A 21,587-nucleotide genomic window follows, 5' to 3' on the forward strand; every position below is an offset into this window, starting at 1 on the left:
ATACGTTTCGTAAACTGTGTGCCTGATGTCAGTAACACGACGTCGAGGCGCACCCCGCCAATCCCCCGCCCCACCTTCGGCCCCTGCGACCATGTACCGATGACCGCAACACTCGTCGCCAAGAACGTCGCCGGCGGCTTCGCGCACCGCACGCTGTTCGAGGGCGTGGACCTGACCGTGGCACCGGGCGACGTCACCGGTGTCGTGGGTGCCAACGGCGCCGGCAAGAGCACCCTGTTGCGGATCCTGGCCGGCGATCTGGAGCCGCTCGAGGGTGCGGTCAACATCGCCCCGGCCGATGCGTTCGTCGGTTGGCTGCCGCAGGAGCACGAGCGGGTGGCAGGCGAGACCGTCGCCGCCTATATCGCTCGCCGGACCGGCTGCGCACAGGCGGCGCAGGCCATGGACGCCGCGGCCGCAGCCCTGGCCGATCCAGATCTGGCTTCCGCGCATACCGATCCTGCCGACGCCTATTCCATCGCGCTGGACCACTGGCTGGTCACCGGCGCGGCGGACCTGGACGACCGGGTGCCGGCGGTGCTGGCCGACCTCGGACTGGACTCCGAGGCGGTGCAGCCCGAGTCGACGCTGATGACCGGGTTGTCGGGTGGGCAGGCCGCCCGGGTGGGCCTGGCCGCGCTGATGCTGTCGCGGTTCGACATCGTCCTGCTCGATGAGCCGACCAACGATCTCGACCTGGACGGGCTGGCCCGGCTGGAGCAGTTCGTCCGTGACCTTCGTGGCGGGGTGGTGCTGGTCAGCCACGATCGGGAGTTCCTGGCCCGCAGCGTCACTCGTGTCCTGGAATTGGATCTGGCGCAGAACACCACGACCGTCTTCGGCGGCGGATACGACAACTATCTCGAGGAACGCGAAATCAACCGCCGGCACCGGCGCGAGCAGTACGACGAATTCGCCGAGAAGAAGGCCGACCTGGTCGCACGCGCCCGCGTCCAGCGGGAATGGTCCAGTCAGGGCGTCCGCAACGCCATACGCAAGGCGCCGGACAACGACAAGATCCGCCGCCGGGCCGCCACCGAGTCCAGCGAGAAGCAGGCGCAGAAGGTGCGTCAGATGGAGAGCCGGATCGCCCGCCTGGAGGAGGTCGTCGAACCGCGCAAGGAATGGACGCTGCAGTTCACCATTGGGGCGGCTCCACGGTCGAGTTCAGTGGTTGCGACGCTCGACAATGCCATAGTGCGGCAAGGCGATTTCGTTCTCGGGCCAGTGTCGCTCCAGGTGGATGCCGGCGAGCGGATCGGCATCGTGGGCCCCAACGGGGCGGGAAAGTCGACGTTGCTGCGCCTGCTGCTGGGCCGTCAGCAGCCCGACGCGGGCCGTGCAAGCCTGGGGGCCAACGTCGCTATCGGTGAAATCGACCAGGCCCGCGCCGATTTCACCGGCCCCGCCCGGCTGGTCGATCGCTTCGAGCAGCGGGTCCCGGACTGGTCGACCGCCGACGTGCGAACCCTGCTGGCGAAGTTCGGGCTGACCGCCGACCATGTGGAGCGCACGGTAGATGACCTGTCGCCCGGGGAGCGCACTCGCGCCGGCCTCGCATTGCTGCAGGCCTGCGGCACGAACGTGCTGGTCCTCGACGAACCGACCAATCATCTCGATCTGCCCGCCATCGAACAGCTTGAGCAGGCACTGGAGACGTACGACGGCGCGCTGTTGTTGGTGACCCACGACCGACGGATGTTGCAGAACGTCCGGTTGGACCGCACCTGGCGGGTCGAAGCCGGGACTGTTACCGAGCTGTAGCCGGGCGGGTGCCGGCCGCGCTCATCGGGCGCCGCCGGCTCGCTGAACAGCGTCGGCTCCGCCACGCACGCCGTTGCACTGCCGGGACATCGATTCCGAGCCTTAACCGTTGCAGCACACGGGCAGGATCGGCCGCGCCGCGGAAGCCGGATCTGCTCGGCGATGTCATCTTCGTGCAGTGGGCCGTGCCCGATGAGAATCGACGACAGGAGCCCGACGGGATCGAACGGCTCGGTCATGGCGGTCACGGTAGGGACGAAGCAGTCGGGGCGCACGTCACCAGATCGGCCGGTGTGGAGAAGTTTCCGCGGAGGGGCAAGCGTGTCGAGTTCCCGGTATTCGGATCGCCACTGACCCCGCTCCGGGTCTGACATAACGTGGCGCGTCGCTCAGAGGCGGGCAACGGCCACATATGTCCGGTGCCGCGGACGGGACACGTTGCCCAGCTCGCCCCAAAAATTCCCCCGGCTTTCCGGTGAATGGGATGGGACTGGCATTTTCCTTAGAGATATGATGTGGTGTAGACCACGTTGGAATCGTTGATGTGACGTACACCACAGGAGACAAGGGCGATGACCACTTTTCTGAGCGGCTTGGCTGCCACCGCTGCCACCGCGACCGTCGGCGCCGGGATGATGGGTCACGCCACCCTGGCGTTGTGCGTCGGTCTGGTGTCGGCGGCCTTCTTCGCCGGCCAAATGTGCTGAGTCGCGAGATGGGCGCGCTTTCGCGCGCATGACGTCCCGGCAGCCATAGGTCGCCGGCATATATCCCGATGCCCCGCGGTGGTGTGGGGCGCCGACAACTATCGTCGAGCGATGACACCCGAGGAGCGGCTGACCGCGCTCGAACAGATCGAGGCGATCAAAGCCCTCAAGCACCGCTACTTCCGGGCGTGTGACGCCAAAGACCCCGATACCTTCCGGGCCTGCTTCATCAATCGTGGGGCCGACATTCATTACGGCCCCCTGGGCGGGTTCGATGACGCCGATCAGATCGCCGCGGTATTCACCAAGATCGCGCTGCACAAGGTGGACGGCAAACCGGTGATCCTGGACATGCACCACGGCATGCACCCCGACATCACCCTCACCGGGCCCGGCACGGCCACCGGACGTTGGACGCTGAAATTCCGCCAGCTCAACATGATTGAGCGCACCGAACGCCTGCTCACCGGCGAATACGACGACGACTACGTGATCGAGGACGGCGCCTGGAAAATGGCCCGCAGCCACTTCCGCCAGCTCTGGGTGATCACCCGACCGCTCGGCGACGACACCATTGTGGAGATCTGAGATGAGCACCCGAATCGCCTTGGTCACCGGCGCCAGCCGCAGTGTCGGCAAGGGCATCGCGCTGGCGCTCGGCTCGCAGGGCTGGACCGTCTACGTCACCGCGCGGCACCAGGGTCCACTGGACGAGACCGCCCAAAGCGTCACCGAACGTGGCGGGCTCGGCATTCCCGTGCAGTGCGATCACCGCGATGACGGCCAGATCGCGAAGTTGTTCGCCCGCATCGCCGACGAGTGCGACGGCCGGCTGGATCTGCTGGTCAACAACGTCTGGGCCGCGCCCAAGGGGTTCGCCGGATTCACCGAGAAGTTCTGGCAGCGTCCCCTGTCGGACTGGGACACCCTGGTCGGGGTGGGCCTGCGTGCCCACTACGTCGCCTCGGTGCATGCCGCGCAGCTGATGGTCCCGCGCGGTGCCGGCCTGATCGCGAACATCTCGTCGTTCGGGACCCGCGGGCACCTGCACTCGGTGCTCTACGGCATGTCCAAGGCCGGGTTGGACAAGATGGCCGCCGACATGGCCGTCGAGCTGACCGGAACCGGGGTGAGTGCGGTATCGCTGTGGCCGGGCCTGGTGAAAAACGAAGTCATGCAAGGCTTCATGGCTCGTGGCCTGGACAACTTCCAGGGTTTCCCGCTGGCCAACGCCGAAACCCCGGAGTTCATCGGCCGCGTCGTCGCCGCCCTGGCGAATGACCCCGACCTAGCCGCCCGCAGCGGGCACACCCTGATCACCGCCGAGACCGCGCTGGACTACGGCATCACCGACCTCGAAGGCAACCAGCCGGACTCGCACCGCACCCTGTTCGGCGGCGGCCCGCTGTATTGACGGCGCTACCAGGGACTCGGCGCGTAATCCTTGAGGAAACACCCGTACAGATCTTCGCCGGCTTCCCCGCGCACGATCGGGTCGTAGACCCGGGCGGCGCCGTCGACCAGATCCAACGGGGCGTGGAATCCCTCCTCGGCCAGTCGCAGCTTGGTGGGATGCGGGCGCTCATCGGTGATCCAGCCGGTGTCCACCGCGGTCATCAGGATGCTGTCGTTCTCCAGCATTTCGGCTGCACTGGTGCGGGTCAGCATATTCAGCGCGGCCTTGGCCATGTTGGTGTGTGGATGGCCCGGGCCCTTGTAGCGGCGGCTGAACTGCCCCTCCATCGCCGACACATTCACCACGTACTTACGGTGGGCCGTAGCCGCCGCCATGGCCGGGCGAAGTCGGCTCACCAGGATGAACGGCGCGGTTTGGTTGCACAGCTGCACCTCGAGCAGCTCCAGGGCGTCGACCTCGTGCACCCGCTGGGTCCAGCTGTTCACCGCGGCGGTGTCGGGCAACAGCCCACCCGCGTCGATGGCGACGCCGGCGGCGATCCGCTGCGGGGAGGCGCTGCGGGCGGTCAGGGCGAGTTCGGTCAGCGCGTGCGGCTCCTGGTGCGCGGCGAGGCTGCCGGCCAGGGCCGCCGGATGGGCGTCGCTGACGTGGTCGAAGGTGATCACATCAACCAGCTCGCCTGCGGGGGTGCGCTCGGCCTCGATGAGGGCGGCATACGAGCCGGGTGCGCGCCGCACCGTCTGCGCCGCGTTGTTGATCAGGATGTCCAACGGGCCCTGGGCGGCCACCGTGTCAGCCAGCGCGACGACCTGTGCCGGGTCGCGCAGGTCGATACCCACCACCTGCAGCCGATGCAGCCAATCGGCGTGATCGGGCATGGCGGCGAACCGGCGCACGGCATCGTTGGGGAACCGGGTGGTGATGGTGGTGTGTGCACCGTCACGCAGCAGCCGCAGCGCGATGTACATGCCGATCTTGGCGCGCCCGCCGGTGAGCAGGGCGCGGCGGCCGGTCAAGTCGGTGCGAGCATCGCGCTTGGCCCGGCTCATCGCGGCGCAGCCCGGGCAGAGCTGGTGATAGAACGCGTCCACCTGCGTGTAGTGGACCTTGCAGATGTAGCAGGCCTGCGAGCGCAGCAGTGTGCCCGCCGACGCCCCGACCGTGGCAGACACCAGCGGAATGCCCTGCGTCTCGTCGTCGATTCGGCCCGGCGCCCCGGTGGCCGTGGCGGCGATGACGGCGTGATCGGCGGCGGCCACTGCGTCGCGTTTGGCGTTCCGGCGGGCCTTCTTGAGCGCCTTGAACATGCGCGCGGTGGCTCGGCGCACCGCGACGGCGTCGGGGTGCTCGGCCGGCAGCGAGTCGATCTCGGACAACACCTGCAGGCAGGTCGCGAGTTTCTCCGGGTCGATGACGGTCACGCCTGGTAAGGGTACGGCCCCGTAACGACCGGCAAAAACACGACAGACCCACGAACAGGGTCAAGGTAGTGCCACGCGGCCAGATCGTCAGGTAATCTAACGACCGTTCTACGCGCGGAACTCAGGTTCCGTATCGGTTGGCGACAGGTTTTCTTCGCCTGAATTGGGCGTTGCGCGAGCCGGGTTGCCCCGTCTGGATCTGATCGACCCGAACGACCGAGAGGCATGCACCCGGTGTTCCGATTAATGAGGCGGTTCTGGATTCCGCTACTGCTGGTGGTTGTCGTGGCACTGGGTGGGTATGCCATCTCCCGGATTCGCGCATCTCTGGGCCACCAAGGCCCGAACCTGGCAGAGGGTTCGGCGATCACCGAGAACTTCAATCCGAAGCACATCACCTACGAGGTCACCGGTACCGGTGGGACCGCGAACCTCAACTACCTCGACGAGAATGGGCAACCGAATCTCATCGAAAACGCGTCGTTGCCTTGGTCGTTCACGATCGTGACGACGCTGCCGTCGATGTCGGCCAACATCATGGCCCAGGGTGATCGCGACACCCGCGACCTTCGATGCCGGGTGACCGTCGACGACGAAGTGCGCGACGAGCGCGCCAGCGACGACACCATCAAACCGTTCATCTACTGCTTGGTGAAATCCGTATGAGCGAGCCGCAGCCCCACCGCCCCTTCTTAGGCCGGATGGTCCGGGTCTTCTCGCTGCCGATCATCTTGTTCTGGGTGCTCCTGGTGATCGTCCTGGGCGCGGTGATCCCGTCACTGGGCGAGGTCGCGGCCACCCGGTCGGTCCCGATCAGCCCTACCGGCGCGCCGTCGTACGCGGCGATGCTCAATATCGGCAAGGTGTTTCAGCAGTACGACTCGGACTCCACGGCGATGGTCGTGCTCGAAAGTGATGAGCCGGTCGGCGAAGCCGCGCACGAGTTCTACGACCAGATCGTCGCCAAACTCGAGGCCGATCACGAGCACGTGCAAAACGTTCAGGACTTCTGGAGTGATCCGCTGACCGCGGCGGGTTCACAGAGCGTGGACGGCAAGTCCGCCTACGTGCAGATCTTCCTCAATGGCTCGCAGGGCACCACCGAAAGCCACGAGTCGGTGGCGGCGGTACGCGACATCGTCGCGTCGGTACCCCCGCCGCCGGGCATCAAAGCCCATGTCGCGGGCAACACGGTCCTCAACGCCGACACCAGTGTGGCCGGGCATCAAAGCATGCATCGGCTGGAGTTCGTGTCGGTCGCCATCATCATCGTGATGCTGCTCGCCATCTACCGCTCGGTGGTGACGATGCTGATCTCCATGGTCGCCATCGGCCTGGGACTGTTTGCCGCCATGAGCGTTACGGCCGCCGCCGGCAACATGAACATCGTCGGCCTGACCCCGTATGCGGTGAGCATGGTGACGATGCTGTCCATCGCCGCGATCACCGATTACCTGATCTTCCTCCTCGGCCGATATCACGAAGAGCGAGCGAAGGGCCTCGATCCCGAAGAGGCGTTCTATGTCTCCTACAGCGGCGTCTCGCACGTCATCCTGGGTTCGGGGTTGACCATCGTCGGCGCCTTGATGTGCCTGAGCATGACCACGCTGCCCTACTTCCAGACCATGGGCCCGCCCTGCGCGATCGCGATCCTGGTCGTCATCGCCGCCTCCCTGACACTGGCCCCGGCGATACTCACCGTGGCATCGAAGTTCGGGCTACTCGACCCCAAACAGAAACTGTCGACGCGGAACTGGCGCAAGGTCGGAACCGTCACGGTCCGCTGGCCCGTCCCGGTCATCTTGATGAGCAGCGCGCTTGCCGTCGTGGGCTTCATCAGCCTGCTGACGTATGTGCCGCAGTACAACGACCAGAAGTTCACTCCCGCCGACATGCCGGCCAACCTGGCCATGGCGGTCGCGGACCGGCATTTCTCCCAGGCCCGGATGAACCCCGAACTGTTGATGCTCGAAACCGATCATGACCTGCGCACCCCCGCAGACATGCTGGTGATCGAGAAGGTCGCCAAGAGCGTCTTTCGCATGCGGGGCATCGATCGGGTGCAGACCATCACCCGCCCGCTGGGCGCACCGATCGAGCACAGCTCGATCCCCTTCCTGCTCGGCGCGCAGAACGCCGGCACCCTGCAGGCCGCGAAGTTCAACAATGACAACTCGGCTCAGATGCTCGAACAGGCCGACGAGATGAGCAAGACCGTCGCCAACATGGAGCGCATGTACGACATCACCAAGCGCATGACCGAAGTCACGCACAGCATGGTCGCCAGGACCCACGACATGGCGGACACCACCGATCAATTGCGGGACCATATCGCCGATTTCGACGACTTCTTCCGGGTGTTCCGCAACTACTTCTACTGGGAACCGCACTGCTTCGACATCCCGATCTGCAACTCACTGCGATCGATCTTCGACACCATGGACGGCATCGACCAACTCGACGAACAGATCCAGAATCTCACCGTCGACATGGACCGCCTGGACAAGTTGCTGCCGCAGATGTTGCCGGTTCTGCAGAACACCATCGACTCGATGACGACGATGCGCGACTTCATGCTCGCGACCCACAGCACCATGGCCGGAACCCAGGCCCAGCAACAGGAATTGGCCAAAGGCGAGACGGAGATAGGCCTGTACTTCGATCAGGCCAAGAACGACGATTTCTTCTACATGCCGCCGGATGTGTTCGACAATCCTGACTTCAAGCGTGGCATCAAGATGTTCATGTCGCCAGACCACAAGTCGGTCCGGATGATCATCACCCACCAGGGCGACCCGGCCTCGGTGGAGGGCATCGCACATGTCCGGGACCTCAAAGACGTTGTCGCCGACGCCCTCAAGGGCACCCCGCTGGCCAGCGCGAAGGTCTCGCTCGCCGGTACCGCATCGCTGTACGCCGACATGCAGGACGGCGTCGTCATCGACCTGATGATTGTGCTGATCGCGTCGCTGATCCTGATCTTCGCGATCATGCTGATCATCACCCGCAGCGTGGTGGCCGCCCTGGTGATCGTCGGCACCGTGGCGGCATCCTTGGGTATCGCGTGTGGATTGTCGGTGCTGCTCTGGCAGGACATCCTGGGCCTGGGCGTGCAGTGGATCGTGATCCCGTTGTCGATGGTGATCCTGCTGGCCGTGGGTTCGGACTACAACCTCCTGGTGGTCTCGCGCCTGCGGGAAGAGATAGCCGCCGGGCTCAACACCGGCATCATCCGAGGTGTGGGGGCGACGGGGCGTGTCGTGACCGCGGCGGGCTTGGTGTTCGCCTTCACCATGATGGCGATGATCGTCAGTGACCTGCGCGTGGTCGGCCAGCTCGGTACGACGATCGGTATCGGCCTGATCATCGACACGTTGATCGTCCGGGCGTTCATGACACCGTCGATCGCTGCGGCGCTGGGTCGCTGGTTCTGGTGGCCGCTCAACACTTTTGAGATCACCAGGCGCGGCCGTAGCGGACCCGAACCGCAGCCGGCCGAAGACAACACCGCGCCCATTCCGCAACCCACGTCGTAGGTGCCCGGCGATGGCAGACACCGAATCGAAGTTGCGCAGGCGCACCGATGGGCGACTCGATCGGTCGCGTGACCCAGCGATCCTCGATGCCGCCTTGGCCGCCCTGGCCGAGAACGGCTACGACGACACCAACATGAACGACATCGCCGCGCGCGCCGGCGTCGGCAAGGCCGCCATCTACCGCCGCTGGTCGTCGAAGGCCGCGCTGATCGCCGATGCGCTGGTGTACTGGCGACCCGACCTGATGGACGACGACGTCGCCGACACCGGCAGCCTGGCCGGCGACTTCGACGCGCTGGTGGGACGGATGGCGCGCACCGACGACGCGCTGATCCCCAACGACGTGGTGTTGCGGGTTGCGGTCGAGGCCGCCCACGATCCACACCTCGCCACCGCACTCGACGACATGCTTCTGCTCAAGGGCAGACGCGTGGTGACCACCATCCTGCAGCGGGCCGCCGACCGTGGCGAGGTGGCACCCGGCCGTGACTGGTCGCTGATCGCCGATGTGCTGGCCGGAGTGGGTCTGATCCGGGTCATGAGCGGTCAGAGCTTCGACGCGAAGTTCGCCCGGCAGGTCATCGACACGCTGGTCCTTCCCGCCGTCCTGGCGGCGAGCGCCGATTAGTGATTCGCTCCAGGTCGCAAATACAATCGCGGGCGCAATGACCGAGATCTCCGCTGAAGCGGGCCGCCGCAGAACCTTCGCCGTGATCAGCCACCCCGATGCCGGCAAATCGACCTTGACCGAGGCCCTGGTGCTGCATGCCAAGGCCATCACCGAGGCCGGCGCGGTGCACGGCAAATCCGGCCGTCGTGCCACGGTGTCGGACTGGATGGAGATGGAGAAAGCCCGAGGCATCTCCATCACCTCGACGGCCCTGCAGTTCCCGTACCGCACCCCCAAGGGGCAGGACTGCGTCATCAACCTGCTCGACACTCCCGGCCACGCCGACTTCTCCGAAGACACCTACCGGGTGCTGACCGCCGTCGACTCCGCGGTCATGCTCATCGATGCCGCGAAAGGCCTTGAGCCGCAGACCCTCAAGCTGTTCCAGGTGTGTCGCCATCGTCGGATCCCGATCATCACGGTGATCAACAAGTGGGACCGGCCCGGCCGGCACGCCCTGGAATTGATGGACGAGATCCACGCCCGCATCGGGCTGCGCCCCACCCCGCTGACCTGGCCGGTTGGCATCGCCGGAGAATTCGACGGGGTGCTCGATCGCCGGTCCGGGAACTTCATCCGGTTCACCCGCACCGCCGGCGGCGCCACCGCGGCACCCGAGGAGCACATCGCCGCGGCCGACGCGCATGCCGCGGCCGGCGATGACTGGGATACCGCGGTCGAAGAGTGCGAGCTGCTGAGCGCCGACGGAGCCGACTTCGACCGCGAGGCGTTCCTGGGCTGCACGGCGACACCGGTGCTGTTCACCTCGGCGGCCTTGAACTTCGGCGTGAATCAGCTGCTCGACGTGCTCACCGAGTTGGCGCCGGCGCCCAGCGGGGCGCTCGACGTCGACGGCGGCCGGCGCGCCACCGACGCACCGTTCAGTGCCTTCGTGTTCAAGGTGCAAGCCGGAATGGACTCCGCGCACCGCGATCGCATCGCTTTCGCGCGGGTGTACTCGGGAACCTTCGAACGTGGCGACGTGCTCACCCACGCCGCGAGCGGCAAGCCCTTTGTCACCAAGTACGCCCAGTCGGTGTTCGGCCAGCAGCGCTCCACCTTGGACACCGCCTGGCCCGGCGATGTGATCGGGTTGGCCAACGCCGCCGCGCTGCGTCCCGGCGACACGCTGTATTGCGATGTGCCCGTGCAGTACCCGCCGATCCCGAGCTTCTCGCCCGAGCACTTCTCGGTGGCGCGCAACGTCGATCCCAGCAAGCACAAGCAGTTCCGCCGCGGCATCGAGCAGTTGGACCAAGAGGGCGTGGTGCAGGTGCTGGTCTCCGATCGCCGTGGTGAGCAGGCGCCGGTGCTTGCCGCGGTCGGCCCGATGCAGTTCGAGGTGGCCGCACACCGCATGGCCAGCGAAATGGGCGCGCCGATCACGCTGGAGCCGCTGCCGTATCAGGTCGCGCGGATCGTGGACGCCGCCGACGTCGACTTCGTGAACAAGCAGTCGCTGGCGGAAGTCTTGACCCGCACCGACGGCGTGCACCTGGTGCTGTTCTCCAACGCGTGGCGGCTGCAGGGTTTCCAGCGCGACAACCCCGATGTGCAGCTGCGGTCCCTGGTGGCCGCCGAGGGCTAGTTCGACCGCTAGGTGCGCAGCCGCACCATGCGTGTCGTCGAACTCTCGTCGAGCTCCACCAGGTCCGAGTAGGACCGCAGGAAATCACTGAAAGACTTGTAGCCCAGGGCCTTCTCGCTGAACGACGGGTCCATGCGCTTCATCTGGGCCTTGACCGACGAGTTGTGCAGCCACTCGACGTCGTCTTTCTCCAGGCCGATCTTCAGGGCGCGGATGAGCAGCCCGGTGGCGGTGTCCTGCGGATCCGGTTGCGGCTCCTCGGGCTCCTCTTTGGCTTGGCGGGTGCGGCGCTTGGGTTCGGCGTCTGCCTCGGCGGTGACCGGCGCGGGCTCGAACACCGGCACGCCGGGCAGCGCGTCGTAGCTGACGAAGTCGTCGCAGGCCGCGGCCAGGGCGCGGCTGGTCGAGCCGGCCACGCCGATGCCGACGACATAGCGGCCCAACCGTTTACAGCGCTGGGCCAGCGGGATGTAGTCGGAGTCGCCGGCCACGATCACCACATGCGTCAGATCCGGTAACCGGAACATGTCCTCGACCGCATCGACCGCCAACCGGATGTCGGCGCCGTTCTTGCCGTAGGCCGCGGCCGGGAACAACTGCACCAGATCGACCGCTCGCCCCACCAGCTGCGCACGGTAGCCGGTGTTGACCTCCGCCGACCAGTCGGCGTAGGCGCGGGTGAGCACCAGCGTCCCGAACGACGAGGCGAAGTCGATGATCGCCCCGACGTCGACGGTCGCCCGGGCGAGGCGTTCGGGATGCTTGGACAGGCCCTTGGACTTGTCCTTCTGAAACGAACTGCGCCCGTTGACCTGGTCGTAGCGCGAGATCACGATGTTGTCGAAGTCGAGGTAGACCGCGACGCGGGTGTCTCCGGATTCCGTCATGGTCTCAGTGTGACGCACCACCGGCCCCATCCATAACGGCTTGGCGGGGATGGGGGAGGTGCCCACCTTTGAGCGACAACCGCGAGTGCGTCGCGGGGTGGGTGCAATTACGCGCCGGGTTGGGGTGACGTTGTCGCGCAGAGGCGGGCAAATGTCCACATGGTCCGGCCCGGCGGCCCGCCGTCGGCGACGTGCCTAACCGGCCCGGTACCAGCGCGGAATCAGCTCCGGGTCCGGCAGCGGGTACTGCCCGAAGAACCCGCGCGGGTCGCCGCGCAACACCTGGGCGTTCTGAACGTCGGCGCGCTGGCGGATTTCGCTGAGCCGGGTCCATTCGGCGGCGCGGTACGCGGTGTAACTGCGCATCAGCCGGCGCGTGACGATCACCAGCAAGGTGATCACGGCGCCGGCCAGAATGAGCCAGCGCAGCCACCACAGCAACGCGATGAACACGAGAATGGCGAAGCCCGTTCCGTTGCTGCCCGACTGTTTGCGATTCCCCATGGTCGCGACGGTAAGCCTGGGGTGTGACAGATCGGGGCGACTAGCGACCCGGGGAAACGGTCGGCAGGCCGATGGCTTCGGCGGCCGCGAGCAGGCGTCCGTCGTAGGCGACGAACGCCGTCAGCCTGGCGCCGAACACCGCGTGGCTGGTCGCCAGATGGATGGCGTCCAGGGATCGCAGCGTCGGGTCGGGTAAAGCCGCAGCGGCGGCCCGAACCACCTCGTTCACTTCGTAGCGGGAGACCCGTGCCAGCGTTGCCGGGACATCGACCAGCAACGACGGCTCCGCCCGTCGGATAGCGCGAGGCAGTTCGGCCTCGATCAGCGTTGAGGACACCCATGGCGTTGGCTGCTGTGCGGCAAGCCAGTCGACCAGCGCATCACTCTCCGGTTCACGCCGGATGAGCTTCACCAGAGCCGACGTGTCCAGATACAGCACTAGTAGCGCTCGTCATCCCGCATCTCGCGGAGCAAATCCCCTGCCTCGTGATCGGTACGAACCGGACCCGTTGGGCGAGGCACCGGCCCGCTGACGGTCGCCGGGTGAAGTTGCCCCGCCTTGATCATCTCGGCCAGTGGACTGTCCTGGGCGGGGACAAGGCGGGCGACTACCGTTCCCCGCTCGGTGATCTCCAGATGCTCGCCGCGCTTGACCCGCGCCAGTACACCGGCGGTGTTCTGGTTCAGCTCGCGTACCGGCACTTCAGACATGCTCATAGGGTACTACGAATTTGTAGTACACGGCCAGGACTCACGCCTCCCGCAGCCGCAGCGCCAGCCCGGACGCCCGCACCACCCGGCGGCCCAGCGCGGCCCGCACCGAGGCCTCCGAGCCCACCACGCGCACTTTCGACTTGGCCCGGGTCACCGCGGTGTAGAACAACTCCCGGGTCAACAGCCGTGACTCGACGGGCGGCATCAACACGGTCACTTCGCCGGCCTGGCTGCCCTGGCTCTTATGGATCGTCATCGCGTACATGGTCTCGACGTCGGCGAGCCGGCTGGTCGCGAACTCCAGCGGCCCGGATGCCGTCGCGATCACCGCGCGCAGCCCCTCGTTGCGGACCACCACCGCTCCGGTGTCGCCGTTGCGCAACCCGAGCCCGTAGTCGTTGGCGGTCACCAGTAGTGGTCGGCCGGCGTACCACTCGGTCCACATCGGGTCACCGGTCTGCTCGGCCACCCACCGGCGGATCTGCTGGTTCCAGTGCTGCACTCCGTGCAGGCCCGCTCGGTGCGCACACAACAACCGATGCTCGTCCAACGTCGCCGAGGCCGCCGCGGCATCACCGAGCAGCGCGGCCTGGCGCACCGCCAGCGCGTGCGGCACCACCAGCGCCGCCAGTCGCTCGGCCACGTCCACAGCGCTGTCGGTGTCGATCCACTCCACGTGTTCGCCCCCGGCGGCCAGCAGCGCGACCGCCTTATCGGCGTCGCCGTCGCGGATCGCCACCGCCAGCGCACCGATCGACTCGCCGAACCGGTGCGACGTGCGCAGCGTCGCCACCCGGGTGTCGGGCCGCGCCGCCAGCCCGTCCACCAGATCGGCCAGCACCGCACCGGCTTCCACCGACGCCAGCTGGTCGGCGTCGCCCACCAGAATCAGCCGGGCATCCGGGCGCATCGCCTCCAGCAGCCGGGCCATCAGCGTCAGCGACACCATCGATGTCTCGTCGACGACGATCACATCGTGCGGCAGCCGATTGGCCCGATCGTGGCGGAACCGCACCGAGCTGTCCGGCCGCGAACCCAGCAGGGTGTGCAACGTGGTCGCGCCCAGCCCGGCGAGCCGCGCCTGATCCACCGGCGCCAGCTCGGCCACCTCCGCGGCGACGGCCTCGGTCAGCCGGGCCGCCGCTTTACCGGTCGGGGCGGCCAACGCGATCCGCAGCCCGGGCGTGCCCGACCGTTCGGCATGCTCGGCCAACAGCGCCAACAGCCGCGCCACCGTAGTCGTCTTGCCGGTGCCCGGCCCACCGGTGAGCACCGTAACCGACTGCGACAGTGCGATTTCGGCGGCCGCACGCTGCTCATCGAACTTGCCGGACGGAAAAAGTCGCTCAAAGGCGGGCAGCTCCGCCGGCGCCGTCCCGGGCGCCGACAACGCCAGCAGGTCCGTGCAGACCTGCTCCTCCTCGCGCCAATACCGATCGAGGTAGAGCAGCCGGCCGTCATAAAGCCGCAGCACCTGCGCCTGCACCAGCCGACTGTCCCGCACCGCCGCCAGCCATGGCTCCGGCTCCGGCCAGGCCACCTCCGCGGCGTCGGTGTCGGCGGCCACCGTCGACAGATCCAGGCACACCGACCCGTGCCGCAGGGCGCGCACGGTCAGCGCCAGCGCCAAGCCCACCGTCTCGTCGGGCTCGCCGCCCAGTGCCGTGATGCGTTGGGCCGCGTGCACATCGGCGGCATCCAGCACACCGGCCTGATTGAAGTCCCGCAACAGCCCAGTGCCGCCGGAGGCCACCCGCCACTCCAACAACTCGCTCATGCCGCCCGCCTCGCGTGCAACAGATCCGACAACGCCACCACCAGTGCCGTCGGTGGCCGCCAGTCGAACACCCCGGCACGGTGCCCGCCGAGCGCCGGGGTGTCCGGTCCGCACATTCCGCGCACGAACAGATACAACACCCCGCCCAAGTGCTGCCCGGGGTCGTAGCCGGGCAGCCGCCACCGCAGGAAGCGGTGCAGCACCGCCGTATACAGCAGCGCCTGTAGCGGGTAGTCCGAATGCAGCATGGCGGCGGTGAGCCGGTCGAAGCCGTAGTCGGCGGCGGTGTCGCCGAGCCGGTTGGTCTTGTAGTCGACCACCAGGAAGCGCTGCTCGGGCACCCGCAGCACCACATCGATCGACCCGGACAGATATCCGCGCAGCGGCTGGCCGCCCAGGGCCTCGGTGGCCAGCCGGTCGGCATACGGGGCGAACGGGTCGTCGGCGGGCAGGTGCTCGCGCAACAGCAATCCCACCTCCGCCAGCCGCACGTCCAGCGCTACGCCGCGAACATCTCCACCGGCCAGGGGAATCTCAAAATCCAGCTCCCGCAACCGGTCCCGGGTGCCGATCTCGCGCAGTGTCAGCCCGTCGGCCAGCGGCCCCAGCGGAGTGTCGTGCATGGGCACCAGCGCCGCCGCCAGCGCGGCCGGCTCGGCGTCCACCGACCACCAGGCGGCGTGCTGACGCACGTGGGCTTCCAGCTCGGCGGCCAAGTCGGCGGCGAACGGATCGGCGGTCTCCAGCACGGCGTGCACCAGCGAGCCGAACGCCGCCCCGGCGGGCAGCTCGGCCATCGGCGAGATCAGATCCGCCCCGACCGGCGGCGGCGCCACCGCTACGGGCACGTCGTCGGCCTCGTCGTCGCGGGCGCTCAACTCGGGTTCACTGTGCACCCCAGACGCCCCGCCCTCGGTGACCTCACTGGCATGCCGGATCAGCCCCGAATACGACGTGCGACGCCACCCGGTGTCGATGTGGCGGTGGAAATGCCGCGCTTCCAAGCCATCCGGAGGCTGCGCCGGAACGACCGGTGCCAACGGGGCGATCACCGAGTCCTCGATGACCAGGCCGCCGGCGGCCTCCCACTCCCGGAAACAGGACAGTGCTTCGTCATCGGTGGGTTTGGGCTCGCAGCGATCCGGCACCGGTGCCTCGCCGCGGCACCGGCCCCGCAGCAGCCGGGACAGGCCGCCGTTGGGCTCGTCGTACGACGCCGCCCACCACGCCACCACCTGCGACTGCGCGCGGGTCAATGCCACATAGGCGAGCCGAATGTCGTTGCGGGCAGCCTCGGCCAGGCTCAGCCGTTGCACATCGGTGTGGTCGAAGCTGTCCGGGCCGCCGACGTGCCGGCAGCGGACACCGCCGTCGTGATAGAGCGGGATGGCCTCGTCGAACATGTGCCGGTTGAACGCGAACGGCAGGTACACGATCGGGAACTGCAAACCCTTGGCGCCCCACACCGTCAGGATCTGCACGGCAGCGGCGTCGGAGTCCAGCCGACGATTGTGCTGCCCGCCGCCGTTTCCTTCGGTGCACTGCCGGCGTAACCAATCCCGTAACGCCGGCAGGCCCAGCCGGTCGCGGTGCGCGGCCTCATGCAGCAGCTGAGCCACATGCGCCAGATCGGTCATGGTGCGTTCGCCGCCGTACTCGCCGAGCAGCCGGCGCTTCAGGCCGGCCAACTGCGCCGCCTCGAACACCGCCGCCGGCCCGTGCAGCCGCAGCTCATCCGCCCAGTCCCGCAACGTCGACGCCACCTTGTCGGTCAACGCGTCACCGCCGTCGGCCAGCGTGGCGGCGGTATAGCCGAAGAACACCGTCGCCGCGGCGGCCCGCACCAACCCGCCGCGGTGGGTCGCCTCGAACGCCTCCAGCAGACACAACCAGTCGGCGGCCGCAGCCGAGGAGAACACATCCGCATCGCCGGTGAACACCGCGGGAATCCCGGCCCGCAGCAAGGCCTCCTGACAGGCGGCGGCGTCCTTGCTGTTCTCGACGATCACCGCCACGTCACCGGGGGTGATCGGCCTGCCGTCGAAGGTCGCGCCGCTGGCCCACAAGGCGGCGACGTCGGCGGCCAGATCATCGGGAATGTGGCGGCGCAGCTTGGGCATCGGGACAACGCGGTCTGAGCTGACGCCGAACGCCGCGCGGCCGACCACCCGCAGCCGGAACGGGGCGGTGCTGGGCGCACCGACCAGCCGAGACCCGCCAACCGCGGCCTGGACATCGTGCACCACGATCTGCGGGTCACCCAGCGCCGCACCGCCCATCACCGTCTGCAGCGCACCGACCAGGGCTGAGTCGCTGCGCCAGTTCACCGCCAGGGTGCGCTGCTGCCCGGCGGTGCGCGCCGCCTGCAGGTAGGTGTAGATGTCGCCGCCGCGGAACCCGTAGATCGCCTGCTTGGGGTCGCCGATCAGCACCACCGCCGAATGCCCGACGAAGCCGCGTTCGATCACCTGCCACTGGATCGGGTCGGTGTCCTGGAACTCATCGACCATCACGATCGGCCAGCGCTGCCGCATCCGTTCCCGCGCCGGCGAATCCGCCGGCTCCAGTGCGGCGGCCAGCCGGCGCAGCAGGTCGTCGTACCCCAATACGCCGAGCCGGCGCTTGCGCAACTCCAACTCCGTGCACACCGCGTCGATGAATCGCAGCCGCACCTGCGCCACCGAACCCGGTTCGGGATCCTGCGGGCGCAGTTGGGCATACGGGTCGGAGACCACCACCCGCGCGAGTTTCAGCGCGTCGGCGTAACTGAGCGCCACCTCGTCGCGCTGCGTCCCGAAGTTCGCGAGGTACAGGTCATCCACGACCTGGATCACCAGGTCGTCAAGGCTTTCCACCAACTCGACGCCCGCGCTGGTGTCACCGGCGATGCCGAGTGATTTCAGCACCAGATGACAGAACTGGTGGGTGGTGGCGATGGTCGCGGCGTCGAAGCCGGCCAGCGCGTCACGCAGCCGCCGGCGGCGCACCTCGCGATCCTCCGCGCTGCCGCTGCACAGATGCGCGACAAGATCATTGGGCTGCTGCGTGCTGGTGCCGTCGAGGGCGGCCAACGTCTCCACCAGCTGGCGACGCACCCGGTCCCGCAGCTCCCGGGTGGCCGCCCGGCTGAACGTGATCAGCAGCATCTCGTCCAGCGTGGCGTGCCCCTCGGCCAGATAACGGGTCACCAGACCGGCCAAGGTGAACGTCTTACCAGTGCCGGCGCTGGCCTCCAGGACGGTGGTGGTGGCGCGGGCGGGCAGTGGGCCCAGCAGGTCGAAGCGTTCCATCAGCGCACCGGCCGTTCCGCGCGTAGCAGCGGCAGCCACAGCCGGGCCGCCAGCGCGCCCAGTCGGGTGTCTTCGCCGTCGATCTCCTCACCCGGACGAGGCGGGCCCTGCAACACGGCGAACGGCGCGCGTGGCCCCCAGACCCGGACGCTCGCGGGCTCGGCGTCCTCGCCGGGGTAGCGCTGCGTGGCCCATTTGCTGCTCGCGTACCAGACCGGGTCGCGGCCGGCGTGGCGCTTCTCGGCCCACGCGAACGAAGTCTTGATCGGCAGCGGCAGCGGTTCGCAGCGCCCGATGTCGTAGAGCCACACCAGCTCCCGCAATGTCTCCATCGGATTGGGTGGCGGCCCGAGCAGCCGCTGCAGGGCGCGTTCACCGTCGCGGGCCCGGCCGATGCAGCGGGCGGTCCATTCCACGCCGGGACGCTGGGCGGCCAGTGCCACCAGCGGGATCCAGGCCTGCAACAAGTGGGTGTCCCGCAGCTTGGAGTAGTTGACCGACACGGTAGTCGTATCGAACACCGGGGTGACGGTTCCGGTCAGCCGGCGCCCACCGCCGAGATCCAGATCGATGTCGTAGGTCGCGGGCGCACCGACACGATGCTCGAGCGCCGCGGCCGCCAATTGCACCACCCGGTCCCGAATCTGTTTGGCGGTGCGCCAGCCCAGCTGACCGGGCGGCAGACTGCCGCGCCGCCACTCGGCCTCGATGGCCTTGGCCGAGTCGACCCCCAGCAGCATGTCGTGCAACATCCGATTGCCGACCGCCCATTCGCCAAGCGCGTCGATCTCGACGGGCATACCGTCTTCGACCTCGTCGACCTCCCACGGCAGCGTGTAGTTCAGCGCACTGAAAAACCCCTTGACCGGATCCTTGAAGAACTTCAGCAGGTCGACGAGCGCAACGTCGCCCGGCGGCGGTGCGGGCAGCGGGTCGGTGATGAACTGCGCTGCGTCACGGCGGGTTCCGGCGGCGGTTCTGGCGGCCAGCGGGACGGTCGGGTCGAAGGTGAACGGCACGTCGGGGATCAGCCGGCCGGGCTCGACGTTCTTGACGTCGAACGGCTGCAGGGGATGTTCCACGATGAGGTGCTCGCGCACCGGTTCGGGCGTGGTCTGATCCAGGGCGTCGATCAACTCGGCTAGCGGCACTGCGGGCGGGCGGAGGTGGCCGGTGTGTTCGTCGGCGCCGGTGTAGGTGATCACCAGCTTCTCGGTGGCCGCGGTGATCGCGTCGAGCAGCAATTGCCGGTCCTCGGAACGGATGTCACGTTCGCCGGTCATCGGGCGCCGCGCCAGCACGTCGTCGCCGTCGGGAAGATTCAGTCGGGGGAACACGCCGTCGTCCACGCCCAGCAGGCACACCACCCGGTGCGGCACCGACCGCATCGGCACCATGGTGCACACCGTGAGCGTTCCGGTGCGGAAGTTGGCCCGGGTCGGGCGCCCGGCCAGATGCCCGGCCATCAGCACGCGGACATCGGGCAGCCGCAGCACGGTGTCGCTGCGGGCCGCGGCGTCGGAGAGCACTTGCGTCAACTCGCGCTGCAGATGCGCGCTCTGCCAGGCCTCACTGCCGGCGTCGGCCAGCTCGGCGACCCCGTCGCGCAGCGCGGTGACCCACTCCGCCAGCGGGCGCGTTCCGTCCAGCTTGTCGACCGCCGACTGCAACCGTGCGACGAACTCGGCCAGTTTCCCGGCCAGCTCCACCTGACTGCTGCCGACGTCGTCGAGCGGCAGCGCGGTGTCCAGCCAGGCCTGCGAATCGTCGGACATCGCCACCCCGGTCAGGATGCGGTCCAGCCCGAATCGCCAAGTGTTGTGCACGATGTGGGACAGGCCGTACCGCTCGCGGGTGTGCGGATCGAAACCCCATCGGATGTTGGCGGTACGCACCCAGGTGGTGATCTGGGCCAGATCGTTGTCGGTGAAGCCGAACCGCGCCCGTACCGGGTCGGTGTGGGCGAGGTTGAGCACGGCGGTGGCGGTGGCGCGGCTGCCGGCGATCTCCAGCAGTTCGGCGGCCACCGCCAGCAGCGGGTTGGTCTGGGTCAGCGCCCGGTCGGCGAGCTGAACCCGCAACCGGTGCGCCGGGTGGGTGTCCCCGGCCAGCTCGCCCAGCCCGAAGTCGGCGACAATCAACGGTGCGTAGGTTTCGATGTCGGGGCACATCACCACGATGTCGCGGGGCTCCAGCGTCGGATCGTCATGCAGCAGCCCGAGCAGCACTTCGCGCAGCACGTCGACTTGGCGGGCCGGGCTGTGGCAGCTGTGCACCTGCACCGAGCGGTCGGATGCGGCGCGGCTGCGGCCCTCGGGGCGCAGCGCGTTGGCGCCCAGATCGGATTGCAGCCAACCCAACAGCGTCTCCGGGTGCGTTGCGGCACTGAGGTATTCATCGCTGGCGGGAGTCGCCGGCAGACTGCGCTGCAGCTCCCGCAGATCACGACCCAGGGTTTCCAGCAGCGGGTGGTGTGCGCTGCGCCGGGTGTCGTCCTCGGAGCGCGGCAGGGCGCCGTGTACGTCACCGAGCGCCTGCCACAGCGCATCGGAGGGGTGCGGCAGCCACAGGTGCAGGTCGTGGTGGGTGGCCAGGGCGTCCAGCAACTCGATGTCGGTGCACGCCAACCGGGTGTGTCCGAACAGTGACAGCCGGGCCGGCAGCGTCTCGGTCGGCCCCTGGCGCAGCCGCGCGACCGTATCGCGGTGCCGAACGTGCGGAGGATCGATCCCGACGGCAGCCGCCAGCGCGCGCCACAGCGGCGGCTGCCAACCCAAGTCGTCGGGCAACGCTGCACCGGCACCGTCGGTGGCCTGACCGGCGCTCCAGTCGACGAGCAACTGCGGTCGCTGACGGGCGTAAGCGGCGAACAGTCCGGCCAGCCGGCGCGCCACCGCATAGCGCCGGCCGCGGCGCAGCTCACCCTCCGGACTGGGGTCGGCGTGGCCCAAATGCTTTGCCAGCGTGGCACACCAGGGCTCGTCCAGGTTCGCGTCGATCACCGCCAACAGCGGCCAGGTCATGGCATCCGGGGACCACGGATCGTCGTCGGCAGCGCCGGTGATCTCGGCGATCAGCGAAACCGGGCTGCGAAACTCCACGCCCGCGCACACCCCGTCGCCCCCGGGCCCGGCGCCCAACACATGCGACAGCCGCTGGGACAGCCAGCGCTCCACCCCGCGCGCCGGCACCAGCACCAGCTCCTGGGCGAACGGGTCGGCCGGCGGCGTCGCCAACAGCGCACCCAGGCCGTCGGCGAGGACGTCGGTGCGCTCGGCGCGGTGCAGGTGCAGTCCCATCGCGGCCACCATA

16 protein-coding genes are annotated in these 21,587 nt (G+C 68.1%); 8 read left to right on the top strand and 8 right to left on the bottom strand.

Going from position 1 to position 21,587, the window contains the following annotated elements; all coding sequences use genetic code 11:
- Positions 1-99 precede the first annotated feature (99 nt).
- The 4 genes from MJO54_RS03540 (at position 100) to MJO54_RS03555 (ending at position 3,885) form a co-directional block, all read left to right on the top strand.
- Positions 100-1,764, top strand: a complete 1,665-nt coding sequence (locus MJO54_RS03540) for an ABC-F family ATP-binding cassette domain-containing protein (protein ID WP_065152447.1) — start codon at positions 100-102, stop codon at positions 1,762-1,764.
- Between the two features lie 572 nt (positions 1,765-2,336).
- Positions 2,337-2,471: a hypothetical protein gene (locus tag MJO54_RS03545; RefSeq protein ID WP_256364683.1), complete on the top strand. Its 135-nt coding sequence runs from the start codon at positions 2,337-2,339 to the stop codon at positions 2,469-2,471.
- 111 nt (positions 2,472-2,582) lie between these two features.
- On the top strand, positions 2,583-3,059 hold the full coding sequence (locus MJO54_RS03550; RefSeq protein ID WP_240175659.1) for a nuclear transport factor 2 family protein: 477 nt from the start codon (positions 2,583-2,585) through the stop codon (positions 3,057-3,059).
- 1 nt (position 3,060) lies between these two features.
- On the top strand, positions 3,061-3,885 hold the full coding sequence (locus MJO54_RS03555; protein WP_240175660.1) for an SDR family NAD(P)-dependent oxidoreductase: 825 nt from the start codon (positions 3,061-3,063) through the stop codon (positions 3,883-3,885).
- Positions 3,886-3,890: 5 nt separating this feature from the next.
- Here MJO54_RS03555 and MJO54_RS03560 read toward each other — a convergent pair whose 3' ends face one another.
- Complete coding sequence (locus MJO54_RS03560) at positions 3,891-5,309, bottom strand: SDR family NAD(P)-dependent oxidoreductase (RefSeq protein WP_240175661.1); 1,419 nt, start codon at positions 5,307-5,309, stop codon at positions 3,891-3,893.
- Positions 5,310-5,534: 225 nt separating this feature from the next.
- Between MJO54_RS03560 and MJO54_RS03565 the strand changes: the two genes are divergently transcribed.
- The 4 genes from MJO54_RS03565 to MJO54_RS03580 are packed head-to-tail and all read left to right on the top strand — an operon-like array spanning position 5,535 to position 11,103.
- The gene (locus tag MJO54_RS03565; protein WP_434085430.1) at positions 5,535-5,975 is read left to right on the top strand and encodes an MmpS family transport accessory protein; all 441 of its coding nucleotides are present in this window, start codon (positions 5,535-5,537) and stop codon (positions 5,973-5,975) included.
- Positions 5,972-8,845 (top strand): MMPL/RND family transporter, encoded by a 2,874-nt coding sequence (locus MJO54_RS03570; RefSeq protein ID WP_240175663.1) that lies wholly within the window; start codon positions 5,972-5,974, stop codon positions 8,843-8,845. Before MJO54_RS03565 ends, MJO54_RS03570 begins: the two co-directional genes overlap by 4 nt.
- Positions 8,846-8,855: 10 nt before the next feature.
- On the top strand, positions 8,856-9,473 hold the full coding sequence (locus tag MJO54_RS03575) for a TetR/AcrR family transcriptional regulator (protein WP_240175664.1): 618 nt from the start codon (positions 8,856-8,858) through the stop codon (positions 9,471-9,473).
- A gap of 37 nt (positions 9,474-9,510) precedes the next feature.
- Entirely contained in the window at positions 9,511-11,103 is a 1,593-nt protein-coding gene (locus MJO54_RS03580) for a peptide chain release factor 3 (RefSeq protein ID WP_240175665.1), read from the top strand.
- Between the two features lie 8 nt (positions 11,104-11,111).
- Here the strand turns inward: MJO54_RS03580 and MJO54_RS03585 are convergent, their stop codons facing one another.
- From MJO54_RS03585 to recC, 7 genes are all read right to left on the bottom strand, one after another.
- Positions 11,112-11,990: an NYN domain-containing protein gene (locus MJO54_RS03585; protein ID WP_109413485.1), complete on the bottom strand. Its 879-nt coding sequence runs from the start codon at positions 11,988-11,990 to the stop codon at positions 11,112-11,114.
- Between the two features lie 195 nt (positions 11,991-12,185).
- Positions 12,186-12,494, bottom strand: coding sequence for a hypothetical protein (locus tag MJO54_RS03590; RefSeq protein ID WP_240175666.1), 309 nt, complete (start codon positions 12,492-12,494; stop codon positions 12,186-12,188).
- 40 nt (positions 12,495-12,534) lie between these two features.
- Entirely contained in the window at positions 12,535-12,933 is a 399-nt protein-coding gene (locus MJO54_RS03595; protein WP_240175667.1) for a type II toxin-antitoxin system VapC family toxin, read from the bottom strand.
- Positions 12,933-13,205 carry a type II toxin-antitoxin system Phd/YefM family antitoxin gene (locus MJO54_RS03600; protein ID WP_220695604.1) on the bottom strand — a complete coding sequence of 91 codons (273 nt, stop codon included), beginning with the start codon at positions 13,203-13,205 and terminating at the stop codon, positions 12,933-12,935. The genes MJO54_RS03595 and MJO54_RS03600 overlap by 1 nt, the downstream gene beginning before the upstream one ends.
- Positions 13,206-13,245: 40 nt before the next feature.
- Positions 13,246-14,985: an exodeoxyribonuclease V subunit alpha gene (recD, locus tag MJO54_RS03605; protein ID WP_240175668.1), complete on the bottom strand. Its 1,740-nt coding sequence runs from the start codon at positions 14,983-14,985 to the stop codon at positions 13,246-13,248.
- Positions 14,982-18,275 (bottom strand): exodeoxyribonuclease V subunit beta, encoded by a 3,294-nt coding sequence (gene recB, locus MJO54_RS03610; protein ID WP_240175669.1) that lies wholly within the window; start codon positions 18,273-18,275, stop codon positions 14,982-14,984. The genes recD and recB overlap by 4 nt, the downstream gene beginning before the upstream one ends.
- Entirely contained in the window at positions 18,275-21,574 is a 3,300-nt protein-coding gene (gene recC / locus MJO54_RS03615) for an exodeoxyribonuclease V subunit gamma (RefSeq protein ID WP_240175670.1), read from the bottom strand. Before recC ends, recB begins: the two co-directional genes overlap by 1 nt.
- Positions 21,575-21,587 lie beyond the last annotated feature (13 nt).

The sequence above is a fragment of the Mycolicibacter virginiensis genome, assembly GCF_022374935.2.
GTDB classification, from domain to species: domain Bacteria; phylum Actinomycetota; class Actinomycetes; order Mycobacteriales; family Mycobacteriaceae; genus Mycobacterium; species Mycobacterium virginiense.